The 13,993-nt window shown below is 68.4% G+C and carries 15 protein-coding genes and 1 pseudogene; 8 read left to right on the top strand and 8 right to left on the bottom strand.

Features of this window, described 5'->3' with window-relative positions; genetic code table 11:
* Positions 1-214, bottom strand: a 214-nt coding sequence (locus EJK15_RS73205; RefSeq protein ID WP_206061383.1) for a hypothetical protein, incomplete at its 3' end; no start/stop codon positions are given.
* 179 nt (positions 215-393) lie between these two features.
* Between EJK15_RS73205 and ettA the strand changes: the two genes are divergently transcribed.
* Positions 394-2,058: an energy-dependent translational throttle protein EttA gene (gene ettA, locus EJK15_RS39565; protein ID WP_138715606.1), complete on the top strand. Its 1,665-nt coding sequence runs from the start codon at positions 394-396 to the stop codon at positions 2,056-2,058.
* A 97-nt stretch (positions 2,059-2,155) separates the two neighbouring features.
* Here the strand turns inward: ettA and EJK15_RS39570 are convergent, their stop codons facing one another.
* Positions 2,156-3,250: a serine/threonine protein phosphatase gene (locus EJK15_RS39570; protein ID WP_240777502.1), complete on the bottom strand. Its 1,095-nt coding sequence runs from the start codon at positions 3,248-3,250 to the stop codon at positions 2,156-2,158.
* Positions 3,251-3,318: 68 nt separating this feature from the next.
* Positions 3,319-3,612 (bottom strand): type II toxin-antitoxin system Phd/YefM family antitoxin, encoded by a 294-nt coding sequence (locus tag EJK15_RS39575; protein WP_138715607.1) that lies wholly within the window; start codon positions 3,610-3,612, stop codon positions 3,319-3,321.
* Between the two features lie 71 nt (positions 3,613-3,683).
* On the opposite strand from EJK15_RS39575, the gene EJK15_RS39580 reads away from it, so the two are divergent.
* Both EJK15_RS39580 and EJK15_RS39585 read left to right on the top strand, forming a co-directional pair.
* The gene (locus EJK15_RS39580) at positions 3,684-4,934 is read left to right on the top strand and encodes an MFS transporter (RefSeq protein ID WP_171074795.1); all 1,251 of its coding nucleotides are present in this window, start codon (positions 3,684-3,686) and stop codon (positions 4,932-4,934) included.
* 24 nt (positions 4,935-4,958) lie between these two features.
* Entirely contained in the window at positions 4,959-5,210 is a 252-nt protein-coding gene (locus EJK15_RS39585; protein ID WP_138715609.1) for an SCO4226 family nickel-binding protein, read from the top strand.
* Between the two features lie 21 nt (positions 5,211-5,231).
* Here the strand turns inward: EJK15_RS39585 and EJK15_RS39590 are convergent, their stop codons facing one another.
* Positions 5,232-5,744: an NUDIX hydrolase gene (locus EJK15_RS39590; RefSeq protein WP_240777503.1), complete on the bottom strand. Its 513-nt coding sequence runs from the start codon at positions 5,742-5,744 to the stop codon at positions 5,232-5,234.
* Between the two features lie 39 nt (positions 5,745-5,783).
* Here EJK15_RS39590 and EJK15_RS39595 point away from each other — a divergent pair, with 39 nt between their 5' ends.
* From EJK15_RS39595 to EJK15_RS39605, 3 genes are read left to right on the top strand one after another with little or no spacing between them, the layout of a single operon-like run.
* Positions 5,784-6,395, top strand: a complete 612-nt coding sequence (locus EJK15_RS39595) for a TetR/AcrR family transcriptional regulator (protein ID WP_138715610.1) — start codon at positions 5,784-5,786, stop codon at positions 6,393-6,395.
* A 49-nt stretch (positions 6,396-6,444) separates the two neighbouring features.
* Complete coding sequence (locus tag EJK15_RS39600; RefSeq protein WP_240777504.1) at positions 6,445-6,864, top strand: acyl-CoA thioesterase; 420 nt, start codon at positions 6,445-6,447, stop codon at positions 6,862-6,864.
* Positions 6,861-8,024 (top strand): MFS transporter, encoded by a 1,164-nt coding sequence (locus EJK15_RS39605; protein WP_138715611.1) that lies wholly within the window; start codon positions 6,861-6,863, stop codon positions 8,022-8,024. Before EJK15_RS39600 ends, EJK15_RS39605 begins: the two co-directional genes overlap by 4 nt.
* Here EJK15_RS39605 and EJK15_RS39610 read toward each other — a convergent pair.
* The 4 genes and pseudogenes from EJK15_RS39610 to EJK15_RS39625 all read right to left on the bottom strand — a co-directional run bounded on the left by EJK15_RS39610 (position 8,019) and on the right by EJK15_RS39625 (position 11,638).
* Complete coding sequence (locus EJK15_RS39610; protein ID WP_138715612.1) at positions 8,019-9,527, bottom strand: glycoside hydrolase family 13 protein; 1,509 nt, start codon at positions 9,525-9,527, stop codon at positions 8,019-8,021. The two genes, EJK15_RS39605 and EJK15_RS39610, sit on opposite strands and share 6 nt — an antisense overlap.
* A gap of 24 nt (positions 9,528-9,551) precedes the next feature.
* Positions 9,552-9,926: pseudogene (locus EJK15_RS39615) on the bottom strand (globin); the annotation flags it as partial.
* A gap of 10 nt (positions 9,927-9,936) precedes the next feature.
* Positions 9,937-10,800: a mechanosensitive ion channel family protein gene (locus tag EJK15_RS39620; RefSeq protein ID WP_240777505.1), complete on the bottom strand. Its 864-nt coding sequence runs from the start codon at positions 10,798-10,800 to the stop codon at positions 9,937-9,939.
* A gap of 553 nt (positions 10,801-11,353) precedes the next feature.
* Positions 11,354-11,638: a hypothetical protein gene (locus tag EJK15_RS39625; RefSeq protein WP_138715615.1), complete on the bottom strand. Its 285-nt coding sequence runs from the start codon at positions 11,636-11,638 to the stop codon at positions 11,354-11,356.
* Between the two features lie 273 nt (positions 11,639-11,911).
* On the opposite strand from EJK15_RS39625, the gene EJK15_RS39630 reads away from it, so the two are divergent.
* Together EJK15_RS39630 and EJK15_RS39635 are read left to right on the top strand one after the other, a co-directional pair.
* A complete protein-coding gene (locus EJK15_RS39630) occupies positions 11,912-13,465 on the top strand; it encodes an NsdA family TPR-like regulatory protein (RefSeq protein ID WP_138715616.1) in 1,554 nt (517 codons plus the stop codon).
* Positions 13,462-13,950, top strand: coding sequence for a GNAT family N-acetyltransferase (locus tag EJK15_RS39635; RefSeq protein ID WP_138715617.1), 489 nt, complete (start codon positions 13,462-13,464; stop codon positions 13,948-13,950). Before EJK15_RS39630 ends, EJK15_RS39635 begins: the two co-directional genes overlap by 4 nt.
* The last annotated feature ends 43 nt before the right edge of the window (positions 13,951-13,993 follow it).

Raw genomic sequence — 13,993 nt, forward strand, 5'->3', positions numbered from 1 at the left:
CTCCCCGACGACACCCCCTGACCCCACACTCGGCCGGCCCGTCGCCCGGTGCGACGCACACGCCGCTCACGCCGACGGCATGACACCGCTCCACGCCGATGAGCAGGGCGTTGCTCGTGCTCGGGGGAGTGTCGCTCGCGTGGCGGAAGGGTGCCGCTCGTGCGCGGGTGGGAAGGGCGATGGCGTCGTCGGTGCCGCTCGGGTCGGTTCGCATTGATTGCGCGGGTGGTGCGGCATCCATGCGGCCGCGCGCCGGGCCGCGTCGCTGCCACCACTCGTGCGCGGAACAGGCGTGCGTTGCCCGTGCTGCTCGCGCCGGGACCGTGGCACCGCCCGAGCCCTGCTGGGGAGGTGCGGCGGAAGCCTGCGCCGGGAGCCCCTAAGCTAGGGGGCATGCCGGAGTACATCTACACGCTGCAGCGCGTGCGCAAGGCGCACGGCGACAAGGTTGTCCTTGACGACGTCACGATGTCGTTCCTGCCCGGAGCCAAGATCGGCGTCCTGGGGCCGAACGGCACCGGAAAGTCGACGCTGCTCCGGATGATGGCCGGTCTGGAGCAGCCGTCCAACGGTGACGCCCGGCTCATGCCCGGTTTCACGGTCGGCATGCTCCAGCAGGAGCCGCCGCTCAACGAGGAGAAGACCGTCCTCGGCAACGTGCAGGAGGGTGTCGCCGAGACGATGGCGATGCTCCAGCGCTTCAACGACATCGCCGAGCAGATGGCCACCGACTACAGCGACGAGCTCATGAAAGAGATGGGCAAGCTGCAGGACCAGTTGGAGCACCGCAACGCCTGGGAGCTGGACAGCCAGCTCGAGCAGGCCATGGACGCGCTGCGCTGCCCGCCGCCCGACGCCGAGGTGACCAAGCTGTCCGGTGGTGAGCGCCGCCGGGTCGCGCTGTGCAAGCTGCTGCTGGAAGCGCCCGACCTGCTGCTGCTCGACGAGCCCACCAACCACCTCGACGCCGAGAGCGTGCAGTGGCTGGAGCAGCACCTGGAGAAGTACGCCGGCACCGTGCTGGCCGTCACCCACGACCGCTACTTCCTCGACAACGTCGCGGGCTGGATCCTGGAGCTCGACCGCGGCCGCGCCTTCCCCTACGAGGGCAACTACTCCACCTACCTGGAGGCCAAGACCCAGCGGCTCAAGGTCGAGGGGCAGAAGGACGTCAAGCGCAAGAAGCGCCTCGAGGACGAGCTCGAGTGGGTCCGGTCCAACCCGAAGGCCCGCCAGACCAAGAGCAAGGCCCGGCTCCAGCGATACGAGGAGATGGCGGCCGAGGCCGACAAGTACCGCAAGCTGGACTTCGAGGAGATCCAGATCCCGCCGGGCCCGCGCCTGGGCACCACGGTGATCAGGGCCGACGAGCTCACCAAGGGCTTCGGCGACCGGCTGCTGATGGAAGGGCTGACGTTCGACCTTCCCCGCAACGGCATCGTCGGCATCATCGGCCCCAACGGCGTCGGCAAGACCACGCTGTTCCGCATGATCACCGCTAGTGAGACTCCCGACAAGGGGTCGGTCACGGTCGGCGACACGGTCAAGATCTCTTATGCGGACCAGAGCCGCGGCGGCATCGACTCGAACAAGAACGTCTGGGAGGTCGTCTCCGACGGGCTCGACTACATCAAGGTCGGCAACGTGGAGATGCCGTCCAGGGCCTACATCGCGGCGTTCGGGTTCAAGGGCCCAGACCAGCAGAAGAAGGCCGGTGTGCTGTCGGGCGGCGAGCGCAACAGGCTCAACCTCGCGCTCACCCTCAAGCAGGGCGGCAACGTCCTGCTGCTCGACGAGCCCACCAACGACCTCGACACGGAAACGCTGTCGTCGCTGGAGAACGCCCTGCTCGACTTCCCGGGCTGCGCCGTCATCACCTCGCACGACCGGTGGTTCCTCGACCGCATCGCCACGCACATCCTGGCGTGGGAAGAGGGGTCGAACTGGTTCTGGTACGAAGGCAACTTCGCCGACTACGAGAAGAACAAGATCGAGCGGCTCGGCGCCGACGCCGCGCGCCCGCACCGGGTGACGTACCGGAAGCTGCACCGCGACTGATCTGGCAGGTCATAGAAGACCCCGGCAACATGACGTTGCCGGGGTCTTGATGTGCAGCATGTCGGCTTGGTGTTCGTGCTGCCGTTCCTGATGGGGATCAGCGCATTGCGCTCATGGCGCGTTCGATCTTCTCGCTCGGATACGGCGTTGTCCGCCGATCGGACCAGAACAGGTCCCAGTAGAAGTCGTTCATGGCCTCCGCCACGGGCGCGTACCGGCGGAGCATGGCGGCAACAGTCGGCGGAGCACCAGCAGGATCCGCGCCGTCCGCGCACGCGCGGATGTACTCGTTGCGTTGCTCCAGTACGCCGTTCCGCGGCACCGGCACTCCGCAGATATCGGTGACGAGCCAGTTGACCAGCCGCATCAGCGCGTAACCGATGTCGTGAGTCCGGTTTCGGTCCAGGAATTCGATCTCCTGCTTGGACAGGTCGAACCGGGAGGAGGTCGCCAGTCCGAGGTCGGCGATGTACAGGCGTTCACCATCGGTGAGAATGTTGCGGAAGTGGTTGTCGAAGTGCATCAACTCCTGGCCGTTCATGAAGGCCACGTCGGTCAGCAGGCACGACTCGACCATGGCGCTTGCCGCTACCGCAGCGTCCTGGCCGGTGGCGAGCTGAGTGGCCAGCCAGTCATTGAGGTTGTAGGGGATGAACTCCTGAAACAGCACGATGCTGGCCGAAGCCTGCGCGACGGCGTGGAGACGATCCCGTACCGCCGGTGACCCATCCCAGTACTGCACGACCGCCTCGACGTCGGCAAGCTGATCGCTCTGCGGCGGCGCTCCCGGCAGCACCCGCCAGTGATACAGCAGCGGAAAGGCCGCACTGCGCCCGGCCAGGACCCGGTTGGTCATCATGACGTTGGCCGCGAGTTCACGCCACGCACCGAAGCTCGGTCCACCGATCCCGTACTGGCAAAACAGAGGCAGCCCGAACAGGTTCGCGGTGGACATCACGTTGTCCGCGCGGCGCTCCAGGTCGGTCAGTGGGATTCGCTTGGCGAAGACCGGCACGCCATCGATGGCTAACAGTACCGAGGTGCCACCGATCCCCGAGCCCAGAATCTGCGCCTGCTCCAGTGACTCGCCGAGCTGCCGGTCACTGTGCAACGCCAACGCGCTCGCGACATCGCTGTATCTGCTGACACGCTCACTTTGAGACATGTCCAACCGTGCGTCTGGCAGTTCCAATGGCAGGCACCCCTCTGATCAACTTCGCGTGTTAGACGCTACACCCGTCGGGGATGGGCCTTTCCGGGTCAGCGGGAGGCGTCGCCCGGCGGACTGTCCTGTGCCGCGATGTCCAAACGGCGTGGCGGCGCAGCAGCCGGTGGCCCGGCACGGTCGAACGACGACCGCCCCAGAGTGATGATCTGCTCAGCGCCGCTGTCGTCCATCGCCTGAAGCCTTTCCAGATCGGCGATCGACACCAAAGCGACCACCGGCTTGCCATGGCGGCTGAGCACGATCCGCTCGCCGCCGTAGGCCACCCGCCCCATCAGCTCTGCCAGCTGGGCGCGCGCCTCGGTGAAGGGCACTGCCTCGGCATCCATGTCTGCACAATACTGCAGTTCTGTACAACTCGGAGTTGTACATTTTTGAAAAAATGTACATAATCGCGATCATGAGTGAGCCACTGCGCCGCAACCGCGACTTCGTCCTGCTCTGGAGCGCCACCCTGGCCTCCACTCTGGGCGCCCAGGTCGCCTCCGTCGCCTACCCCCTGCTGGCGCTGGAATTGACCGGTTCAGCCGTCCACGCCGGACTGATCGGATCTGCCGCGATGGCCGCCGGCATCGCGCTGCGCCTGCCGGCGGGCGCCCTGGTCGACCGGTGGGATCGGCGCCGCACGATGCTCAGCTGCGATCTCATGCGAGCCGCTCTTCTCGCCGCCACCGTCACCGGTTCGCTGCTCGGGTTGCTCGACTGGCGGATGCTGCTGGCCGCGGCTGTGATCAGCAGCGCCTGCGGGGTGTTCTTCCACCCGGCGGAGACGGCGATGCTACGGCGCGTGGTTACCGCCGAAGACCTGCCTCAGGCCCTCGCGCGCAACGAGGCCCGCCAGTACGGAGCCTCGATCGCCGGCCCTCCACTGGGCGGCCTGCTGTTCAACCTGGGAAGAACGGTCCCCCTGGTCGGAGAGCTCCTGGCGTACCTGCTGTCCTTCGCCGCGGTCCTCGCCATCAAATCCCCGACGCCCGCCACCACGGCCGCGGACCGGTCCCGCACGCTCCTGCGCGACATCGCCGAGGGCCTGCGCTGGACCTGGCGGCAGCGGTTCCTGCGCGTCCTGCTGGTGACGGCCGCGGGCTTCAGCCTGGTGTTCTCCGCACTGACCTTCACCGCGATCGTCGCCGCCCGGCAGAGCGGCGCCGCACCGGCCGATATCGGCCTGATGATGGCGATCTCCGGCGCCGGAGGACTGCTGGGCGCACTGGCCGCCCCCCAGCTGCAGCGGCGCAACCCGGCGGCGGTCGTCCTGGCGATGTTCTGGGTCGCCGCCGCGGCCATCCCCGCGATGGCCGTCCATCCCACCGCCTGGGCCATCGGGCCGCTGCTGGCCGCGGCGTTCTTCCTGGCCCCGGCGGCCAACGCGATCCTGTACACCTACCAGATGACCATCACGCCCGACCGCTTGCAGGGCCGCGTGATCAGCAGCCTCGCCCTCATCGGCAGCGCGGTGACCCCGGTCGGGCCGCTCGCCTCGGGACTGATCCTGGACCGCTGGGGTGTGACGGCCGCCCTGCTGTCGATCGCGTCCGTCATGGCGGTCGTGGCTTTGGGCGCCACGTTGAGCCCCACCATCCGGCATCTGCCCCCGCTGGCCGAGGCCGAGGCCGTGGCGGTCCGGCATGGACTGCCTCGCCGTGGATAGGGCACCAAGGGGGAGGGAGTTGCTATGGCGAAGTTCATGGACGTGCACAGGGGGTTTGTGGGCGCCACGGCAGAGCAGCTGCGCGAGGCGCACGAGCACGATCTGGCGATCGAGGAGTCCGAGGGCGTGCACTTCGAGCGGGCCTGGCTGGACCCGGCGGCGGGCAAAGTGTTCTGCCTGTCGTCCGGGCCGTCCAAGGAGGCGGTGCTCCGGGTGCACGAGAAGGCCGGGCATCCGACGACGGAGATCTACGAGCTGCCCATCGAAGTCGATTGACCAGGAAAGAGGCCGACCTCGTCACGTGAGCCGGCCGCTCCGGTGGAGATGGTCGAAGATGATCTGATCGACCGGGGCCACGCGGTCGCGGTCGGCGTACGTGAGCCAGACCACCTCATCGATCTCGCTGCTCGCCGTCGGCGTGCCCTGGTACTGGGCCGTGTAGCAGGTCATCTGCACGATGACGCCGTCCGCGTGCCCGTGGGCCTGAGCCCGGAAGGTGCCGAAATGTGCCGCACTGGACGGGACGATGGCGACGGCGAGCTCCTCGTCGATTTCCCTGACGAGGGTGTCGAGGTCTGTCTCGCCGGGCTCGCGCTTGCCGCCGGGGATGTAGTAGACGTCCTTGCCGCGTGACCGGGTGCTGAGGATCTTCCCGTCCTCCAGGAGGATCCAGGCGATCTTGTCGATGGTCGTGGTCAATGTCGTCCCTCTGCTCGTGGATGCCGGCCGCCTGCCCAGCATGCCGAGAAATCCGGATCTTGTCAGGCCATGCGCGATCGAGCCCGATCCCAGGCCGCCGAGGATCGTCAAGAATCTGATTCTAGAATTCGTCGCGATACGATGGCTCATATGGCACGTAAGTCCTCGTGGGAGTGGAGCCGTACGGCGCAGACCCGCAAGAGCATGCTGCAGGCGGCGCGCGAGGTCTTCAGCGAGCACGGCTTCGCCGAGTCCAACGTCTCCGAGGTGGTCACCCGCGCCGGGTCCAGCGTCGGCAGTCTCTACCACCACTTCGGCGGCAAGACCGAGCTGTTCCTCGCGCTTTACGAGGACCACCAGGCGGCACACGAGCAGGCATCGGCCGCCAGCGTGGCCAAGGCCAAGCAGGAGGGGGTGGAGGACCCGGTCGAGCTGCTGATCGCCGGGGCTCGCGCGTACCTCGCCGGGGCCTGGGAGCGGCGGGATCTGGTCAGGCTGTTCATCGACGGGGACGGGCCGCCGGGGTTCGAGCTGATCCGCCGCACCCGTGGCAGGGAGTGGGTACGCCAGAACGCCGTGCTGCTCGGCGCCGGAGCCGACCCGCTCGACAGGTTCACCGTGGCCGTGCTGACCAGCATCATCGGCGAGGCCGCCCGCGAGGTCGCCACCTCCGACACCGAGGAGGAGGCACGGGAGATCATCGAGGCGGCGATGACCTTGATCCGCCGCCTCGACCCCCTCAAGGTCCTCGAAGAGGACTGACCGCTGCCCGGCGCAAGGCCACCTGACCGGGTTGGGTACGGTTGCGGACGTGGTTGAACGCACCCCGGTCCAGCGGCACGTATACCCCCGTGCGGTGAGATTCGCCGACATCGACTCTCAAGGCCACGTGAACAACGTGCGCTTTCTCGACTACCTGGAGGACGCCCGCTTCGGCATGTTCGCCATCGACCTCCACAACGCGGGGGAGGAGCCGTTCAAGGGCCTGGTCGTGACCCGCCACGAGATCGACTACCGCCGCCCGCTCGGCTTCCGCCCGGACCCGGTGCGGGTGGAGACGTGGGTGGAAGAGATCAGGCCAGTACGCTTCCGGCTGCGGTACGAGATCCGCGACGACGACCACGTGTACGTCACCGCCATGTCCCTGCTCGCCGCCTACGACGTCGAGCGGGCCGCCCCGCGCAGGCTCACGGAGGCCGAGCTGGCCTACCTCAAACGCTTTTCCGTATGAGGCGCTGGTGGATGCTGGCCCTGGGCGTCAACGCCCACGCCAGCGTCACCTTGGGCCTCTTCGGTCTGCCCCTCGTCATGCCAGAAATCTTGCGACATTTCGGGGCCACGTTGGCGGTGGGCGGGATCATAGGGAACGCCCCGGCCTTCGGCATTTTGCTGGCCCTCGTCGCCTGGGGCGCGCTGGCCGACCGGCACGGCGAGCGGCTGGTCCTGGGCGCGGGCGTGGGGCTCGCGGCCGTGCTCTTCGCCGCCGTCGCCTTCGTCGAGGAGACCTGGGCGGTGATCGTGCTCCTGGCCCTGGCCGGCGCGGCGGGCTCGGCGGCGATGGTCGGTGGCGGGCGGATCGTGCTGCGCTGGTTCCAGCCGCCCGAGCGCGGCGTCGCCATGGGCCTGCGCCAGGTCTCCTTCACCCTCGGCATGGCCGTCGGCGCCTTCGTGCTCCCGCCCATCGCGCAGGCACACGGCCTGCCGGGCGTGCTCCTGGTCTGCGCCGGCGCGAGCCTGCTGGCCGCCGTGCTGGCCGCGCTCTTCCTGGCCGAGCCGCCGCACGACATCACCGGCTCCGGCACCGCACCGGCGCGCTCGCCGTACCGGCAGCCCGCGCTCTGGAGGGTGCACGCCACCAGCGCCCTTCACGTGGTGCCGCAGATCGTGGTCAGCACGTACGGCGTCTACTGCCTGGTCCGGCTCTACGGCTGGGACAGCGTGGAGGCCGGGCAGCTGTTCGGGGCGGCGGCCATCGGCGGGGCCGCGGTGCGCATCGCCGCCGGGCGCTGGTCCGACAGGACAGGGCTGCGCATGCGGCCCCTGATGCTGATCACGGTGGCCAACCTGGGCGTGCTGGCGCTGCTGGTCGCCGGCACGGTCACCCGCAACGGACTCGGGCCCGCGATGCTCGCGCTGGCCGCGATGATGACCGTGGCGGGCAACGGGCTCGCCTACCTCGCGGCGGGCGAGCTCGCCGGGCCCGCGATGGGCGGCCGGGTGCTCGGCACCCACAACACCATCCAGAACTCCGTCTCCCTGGTCATCACGCCTCTGGCCGGAGTGCTGATCGAGAACGCGGGCTACGGGGCGGGCTTCGCGGCGGGACTGGTCTGCGCGCTGCTCTCGCTGCCCGTCATCCCCGTCCGCGGCGAGCGGCCCAGAGGGCTATGACTCGCGCCGCAGCCATACCGCCGTGTCGGGCGGCAGCAGGCCCCCCTTGAGCGGCCCGCTCGCCAGCAGCACGGTGTCGTGCTGCGGGAGGCGTACCGACCTCATTCCGCAGTTGATCGCGCAGATCAGCGGGCCGCGGGTGAAGAAAAGCGCACCCTCGGGGGACTCCAGCCACTCCAGGGTGTAAGGAATGGATCTGACCAGGTCACGGCGGCAGTCCAGGGCCCGCCGGTAGAACTCCAGCGTCGAGTCGTTGTCGCCCTCCTGCTTCTCGACGCTCAGCTCCGCGAACGTGGCCGGCTGCGGCAGCCACGGCTCCACCCCGCCCGGCGAGAACCCGTACGAGGGCGTGTCCACCGTCCACGGGATCGGCACCCGGCACCCGTCGCGCCCGGGCAGCTTGCCCTCCGACTGGAAGAACACCGGATCCTGCCGGGCCTCGGCGGGCAGGTCGGTCACCTCGGGCAGGCCCAGCTCCTCGCCCTGGTAGAGATAGGCGGACCCGGGCAGGGCCAGCATGGTGAGCAGCGCCGCCCTCGCCCGCGCCAGCCCGGTGCCGGGGTCGGCCGTCTCGTAGCGGGTGCGGTGGCGTACGACGTCGTGGTTGGACAGCACCCACGTCGCGAACGGCACGGCCGCGAGGGTGTCGTCGATGACCTTCTTGAACGCCGTCGGCGACCACGGCGCCTGCAGCCAGGCGAAGTTGAAGCTCTGGTGCAACTCGTCGGGGCGCACGTAGAGCGCGAGATCCTCGGAGCTGTCGGTCCACACCTCACCCACGGCCATCCGCTCACCCGGATAGCCGTTGAGCAGCCGCCGCCAGTCGCGGTAGACGTTGTGCACCTCGGGCTGACCCCACACCGGGGAGACCGCCTTGAACGACTGGTCGCCCACGTCGGGCAGGCCCTCCGCCTTGTACAGGCCCATCGCCACGTCGATGCGGAACCCGTCCACGCCCCGGTCCAGCCAGAACCGCAGGATGTCCAGGAACTCCTGGTGCACCTCGGGATTGCGCCAGTTGAAGTCGGGCTGCCCTGGGGCGAACAGATGCAGGTAGTACTGGCCGTCCGGCACCTGTGTCCAGGCGGGCCCGCTGAACGTGGACTGCCAGTTGTTGGTCGTGTCGCGGAAGATGTACCGGTCGCGTCCCTCGCCCCGCAGCGCCGCCTGGAACCAGGGATGCTTGGAGGAGCTGTGGTTGGGCACGATGTCCACGACCACCCTCAGCCCGAGCTCGTGCGCGTCGGCGACCAGCGCGTCGAAGGCGGCGAGCGTGCCGAAGAGCGGATCGACGCCACGGTAGTCCGTCACGTCATAGCCCCCGTCGGCCATGGGGGAGCGATAGAACGGCGTCAGCCAGATGGCGTCGACCCCCAGCCGCTGCAGGTACGGCAGGTGCTCTCGTATTCCGGTCAGATCGCCGACGCCGTCTCCTGAGGCGTCGGCGAAGCTGCGAACGTAGATCTCGTAGACGACGGCATCACGCCACCAGGGGATATCCATGTGGCGTCTCATGCCCCGTTATGCAGGAGAGTTCACCAAGCTGTGGGCGGCGTAGACCAGATAGTCCCAGAGCCTGGTCTCCATCTCCTCCGGCAGATCGAGCGAGTCGACCGCGTCACGCATGTGCCGCAGCCAGGCGTCCCGCTCCGGCTCGCCGATCACGAAGGGCATGTGCCGCATCCGCAACCTCGGGTGGCCGCGCTGCTCGCTGTAGGTCTTGGGGCCGCCCCAGTATTGGATCAGGAAGCCCCGCAGCCGCTCCTCGGCGCCCGTCAGGTCGGGCTCTGGGTAGAGCGGCCGCAGCAACGGGTCTTCGGCAACCCCTTCGTAGAAGCGGTGTACGAGGCGCTGGAAGGTCTCCTCGCCCCCGACGGCGTCGTAGAAGGAGGTCTCTGTCACGCTCAATAGCTTATGCGGTGGACGCCATGGCGATGCCCGCGGTGTCCAGAGCCGACTTGACCCTGAGCCTGAGCTCCCTGGACACCTGCGCCTGCGCGGAGGGCAGCGTCTTGGCGGTGATGCGGAACACCAGCGCGCTGTTGGACAGCTGCTCGACGCCGAACACCTGGGGCTGCTCCACGATCTTGGACTCGCGCAGCTCGGGGTCGGCCCAGATCTCCTCGGCCACGTGCTCCAGCAGGACGCGCACGCCCAGGATGTCCGCGTCGTAGGCCACGGGGACGTCCATGTAGGCGCGCGACCAGCCCTGCGACTCGTTGCCGACCCTGGTGATGGTGCCGTTGCGCACGTACCAGACGCGGCCGTCCGCGTCGCGCAGCCGGGTGACGCGCAGGGTCACGGCCTCGACCGTGCCCACCGCGGCGCCCACGTCGATCACGTCGCCCACGCCGTACTGGTCTTCGAGCAGCATGAACATGCCGGCGATGAAGTCCTTGACCAGCTCCTGCGCGCCGAAGCCGATGGCCACGCCCAGGATGCCGACGCTGGTCAGCAGCGGGGCGATCGGGATCGTCAGCCGGTCGAGCACGGTCAGGATCGCGGTCCCCAGGATGACGATCGAGGCGACGTGCTGGAGCACTGACCCCATGGTCTCGGCCCGCTGCTTGCGCCGCTCATGGAGCAGCGCGTCGATCCCGTCGGTCGCCGAGGCCCTGCGGAACCTGCTCGTGATCGAGCCACCCGTCGCCGCGCGATTGACCACCCGCCCGATCACCCGGTGCGCGATCTTGCGGAGCACGAACGCGAACACGATGATCAGCGCGATCACGATGGCACTCGACACCAAGGGCGCCCAGCCCGTATCTCCGAACATCCCGACCAGACTAGAGCACACCGGGTCGTTCGTGCAGGTCGCGCCCACTTGATTGGCCACCTTGTCGAGGTCGGGAAGCCCCGATTGCGTCGACTCGGGTTGTGGCGACGGTGTCACCAGCAGTAACACTGAGTGGATCCCCCTCCGGAAGCGGTTCGGTCGACTACTTGGACCGTTGCGATCCAAAAATACAGGCGACCGAACCGCCCGCCGTCACATCACGCCGGGGAAGACGGGTTTGCCGGCTCTCTGGGCCGCGGAGGAAGAGAGCCGACGCTCCGATGACGGACGGCTCGGAGCAGGACACACACCCGGAAGCATGTCCCGCGCCGGTTCCGGGAGGGATCCCCCGAACACCCGTCCGGCGGACCGGACGGGCGGCTTTGTGCGTACGGGTGCGAGCCGTACGGGCGATCTGAAGGGCGGAACCGACGGAGTGACCAGGGTCCCGGCATACAGGAGACCCTCCGCACCGGTCACTCCGCCGGCCCCGTAGGGCCGCCGTGGGTGCGGTGAGCCGTGGTGGCTGCGCTCCACCCGGATCACCGCGTCGTCACTCCCCCACCGCGGCGAGTACGCGGGCGACCTTCGTCGCCGCACCGGCCGGGTCGTCGGCCGTGTGCATCCGCTCACCCCAGGACCAGCAGTACCACCAGTCGGGCATATCGGATACGGCTGCCGGCCGACAGGTGACGTTCTCGGAAAGGCTTGTCGCGTTCGGGTTGATGACCCGTACGAACCTCCGCCCGCTCTGGGTCTGGACCACTCTTGCGAGCAGCCCGCGAGCGCCGAGCTCCGACACGAGACGCTCCAGCCGCTCGAAGTTGTCGTCCCCCACCGTTCGTCCTCCCTCTGAATCGCTGCTGGTGGGCCAAAGATGACTCATGTCGACGGCGGGCGCAACGAGGGCCCCCTGGCTACAGGGAGTTGCTTCTCCCTCATGGGTTGTAAGAAACAGCCCCTGGGAGGACGATCCTTAACCGTAGTCTTGATAGGGACGTTTCCAACCTGTCCTCAGTAGTTCATAGTCATGGGTAGGCGCACAGCGACATGGGGACTACGCTGAGTCACCAGTTGCGGACCGGTCGAGACATGCGTGAGAGGGGCCGGGATGACCGGCAGACAGCACAGGGAGACGGAGATCGCGCGGCGGATCCGGGCCAAGGGCCTGGCCACCGGGCGCACGTCGGCCCAGATAGCTGATGAAATCCATGAGACGTGCATGACGCAGTTCAGCACGACCCGCATCAAGGCGCACCGTCTGTCTCACGGGATCGCGCTGGCGGACGTGATCGAGCAGGTCAGAGCCCTTTTCGAGCGCGATCAGAAGCCGACGCCCGGCATCGGTGAGACGCTCCTGTCCGCGTACGAGAGCGGGCTCAAGCGCCCTGGGCCCGAATATCTCCATTACCTGTGCACCGTCTACCGGGTCGAGCCCGCCGCGCTCGGCTACGACGGGCCGTGCATCTGCGGCCACGGCCACCGGATGCCCGGCGTGCTCGGCGGGGATATGAAGGAGCGCCCCCCGATGCTGGCGAGCGAGCGTGAGCTGCTGATACAGCCCGTGGCGACCGAGCCGGACGCCGAGGAGGACGAGAACATCCTCCGCCGGACTCTATTAAATCTCCTCAACATGGACACCAACCCCTCGCAGCAGCTCGACGGGCCGGTGCTCGGAGCGTGCGAGGGCATCAGGCGCCGGATGGACGAGACCCTCGTGTCGGCCACCGTCTCGGCCGCGATGCTCGACCAGTGGGAGGAGGCGACGATCAGCTTCGGCCGTCAATACACCACGACGGCCCCGCTGCGGCTGCTGTGCGACGTGCTGCTGGAGCTGAGCGCCGTGCGCACGGCCATGTCCCGCCGCCAGCCCACAGACCTGCAGGAGCGCCTGTGCAGGATGGCCGCGCAGCTGGCCGGGCTGAGCGGCATGATCCTGATCAACCTGGGCGACCACCGGCTGGCCCGCGCGTTCTTCCGCACCGGGCGCACCGCCGCCGACGAGACGGGCGACCGCGCGCTGCGCGCGTGGATCTGCGCCCGCGAGTCGCTCGTCCCCCTCTACTTCGGCGACGCCCGTGAGGCGCTGCACCTGGCCAAGAAGAGCCGCGACCTGGCCGGCTCGACGCCGTGCCCCGCGCAGGCCATGGCCCCGGTCGTCGAGGCCAGGGCGCTGGCCATGATGTCGGGGGGCGACAGCAAGAAGGAGGTTGTCGATCAGGCCAAGCGCGCGCTGGCCCGGGCCAGGAACGCCTTCTCGCACATGCGTGAGGAGGACCAGGAGGACGTGGCCTTCGGCTACACCGAGAAGCAGCTCTACTTCTACCAGGGCGACGTGCTCACCAAGCTCGGCCAGACGATCGAGGCCGAGGTCGTGCTCGACCAGGCCCTGACCAAGTACGAAGACCACATCGTGGACCAGACGCTGATCAGGCTCGACCAGGCGCAGTGCCGCCTGATGGAGGGCGACGTCAAGGAGGCGGTCGCCATCGGGACGAGGGCGCTGAGGCTGGTCGGCGACGAATACCTGACCGATTTCATCGTCCGTCCCGCCCTGACGCTGGAGCAGGCGATCGTGGCGCGGGACGACAACGCGCCAGGTCTGGATGAGTTCCGGGCGGCCTTGCGGCGGCCCAAGTCCCAACTGAAAGGGGGCGGTGCATGAAGTTGACGATCAGGCGCTATCGCTGGTCGGATCTCGACACCATCCTCGCGCTCCATCAGATCTGCCTCGCGGAGGTGGGCCTGGTCCCTGGCGACGGGGTCTACTACGACGACGACTTCCCGCGCATCCAGGAGATCTACCTGGCGTGCGGCGGCGACTTCCTGGTAGGCGAGGTGGCCTCGCGGGTCGTCGCCATGGGCGGGCTGAAACCCGTGGACACCGTGACGGCGGAGATCTGCCGGCTGAGAGTCCATCCCGAGTTCCAGCGGCGCGGTTTCGGCGCGGCCCTGCTCATCGCGCTCGAGCGGCGCGCGGTGGAGCTCGGATTCCACAGCGTCAGAGGCGACACGACGCTCAACCAGGAGGCCGCGCTCGCGCTGTACGAGCGCCAGGGCTGGCGAGAGCTGTCCAGGCACCGGGTGGGCGACCTGACCGTCGTCTGCGGCGAGAAACGCCTGGTCCCGCCCGCGGTCCTCGAGCTCTAGGCCCCGCTCCCCATGCGGCCCCATCGATCCCCCTCCTGGGGCC

Source organism: Nonomuraea basaltis, assembly GCF_005893125.1.
GTDB lineage: Bacteria > Actinomycetota > Actinomycetes > Streptosporangiales > Streptosporangiaceae > Nonomuraea > Nonomuraea basaltis.

What these genes read in the sequence shown, in the direction of transcription:
- ettA (WP_138715606.1), top strand. Translation starts at nt 394, where the DNA reads ATGCCGGAGTACATCTACACGCTGCAGCGCGTGCGCAAGGCGCACGGC.
- EJK15_RS39575 (WP_138715607.1), bottom strand. Translation starts at nt 3,612, where the DNA reads ATGGATGCCGAGGCAGTGCCCTTCACCGAGGCGCGCGCCCAGCTGGCA.
- EJK15_RS39580 (WP_171074795.1), top strand. Translation starts at nt 3,684, where the DNA reads ATGAGTGAGCCACTGCGCCGCAACCGCGACTTCGTCCTGCTCTGGAGC.
- EJK15_RS39585 (WP_138715609.1), top strand. Translation starts at nt 4,959, where the DNA reads ATGGCGAAGTTCATGGACGTGCACAGGGGGTTTGTGGGCGCCACGGCA.
- EJK15_RS39595 (WP_138715610.1), top strand. Translation starts at nt 5,784, where the DNA reads ATGGCACGTAAGTCCTCGTGGGAGTGGAGCCGTACGGCGCAGACCCGC.
- EJK15_RS39605 (WP_138715611.1), top strand. Translation starts at nt 6,861, where the DNA reads ATGAGGCGCTGGTGGATGCTGGCCCTGGGCGTCAACGCCCACGCCAGC.
- EJK15_RS39610 (WP_138715612.1), bottom strand. Translation starts at nt 9,527, where the DNA reads ATGGATATCCCCTGGTGGCGTGATGCCGTCGTCTACGAGATCTACGTT.
- EJK15_RS39620 (WP_240777505.1), bottom strand. Translation starts at nt 10,800, where the DNA reads ATGTTCGGAGATACGGGCTGGGCGCCCTTGGTGTCGAGTGCCATCGTG.
- EJK15_RS39630 (WP_138715616.1), top strand. Translation starts at nt 11,912, where the DNA reads ATGACCGGCAGACAGCACAGGGAGACGGAGATCGCGCGGCGGATCCGG.
- EJK15_RS39635 (WP_138715617.1), top strand. Translation starts at nt 13,462, where the DNA reads ATGAAGTTGACGATCAGGCGCTATCGCTGGTCGGATCTCGACACCATC.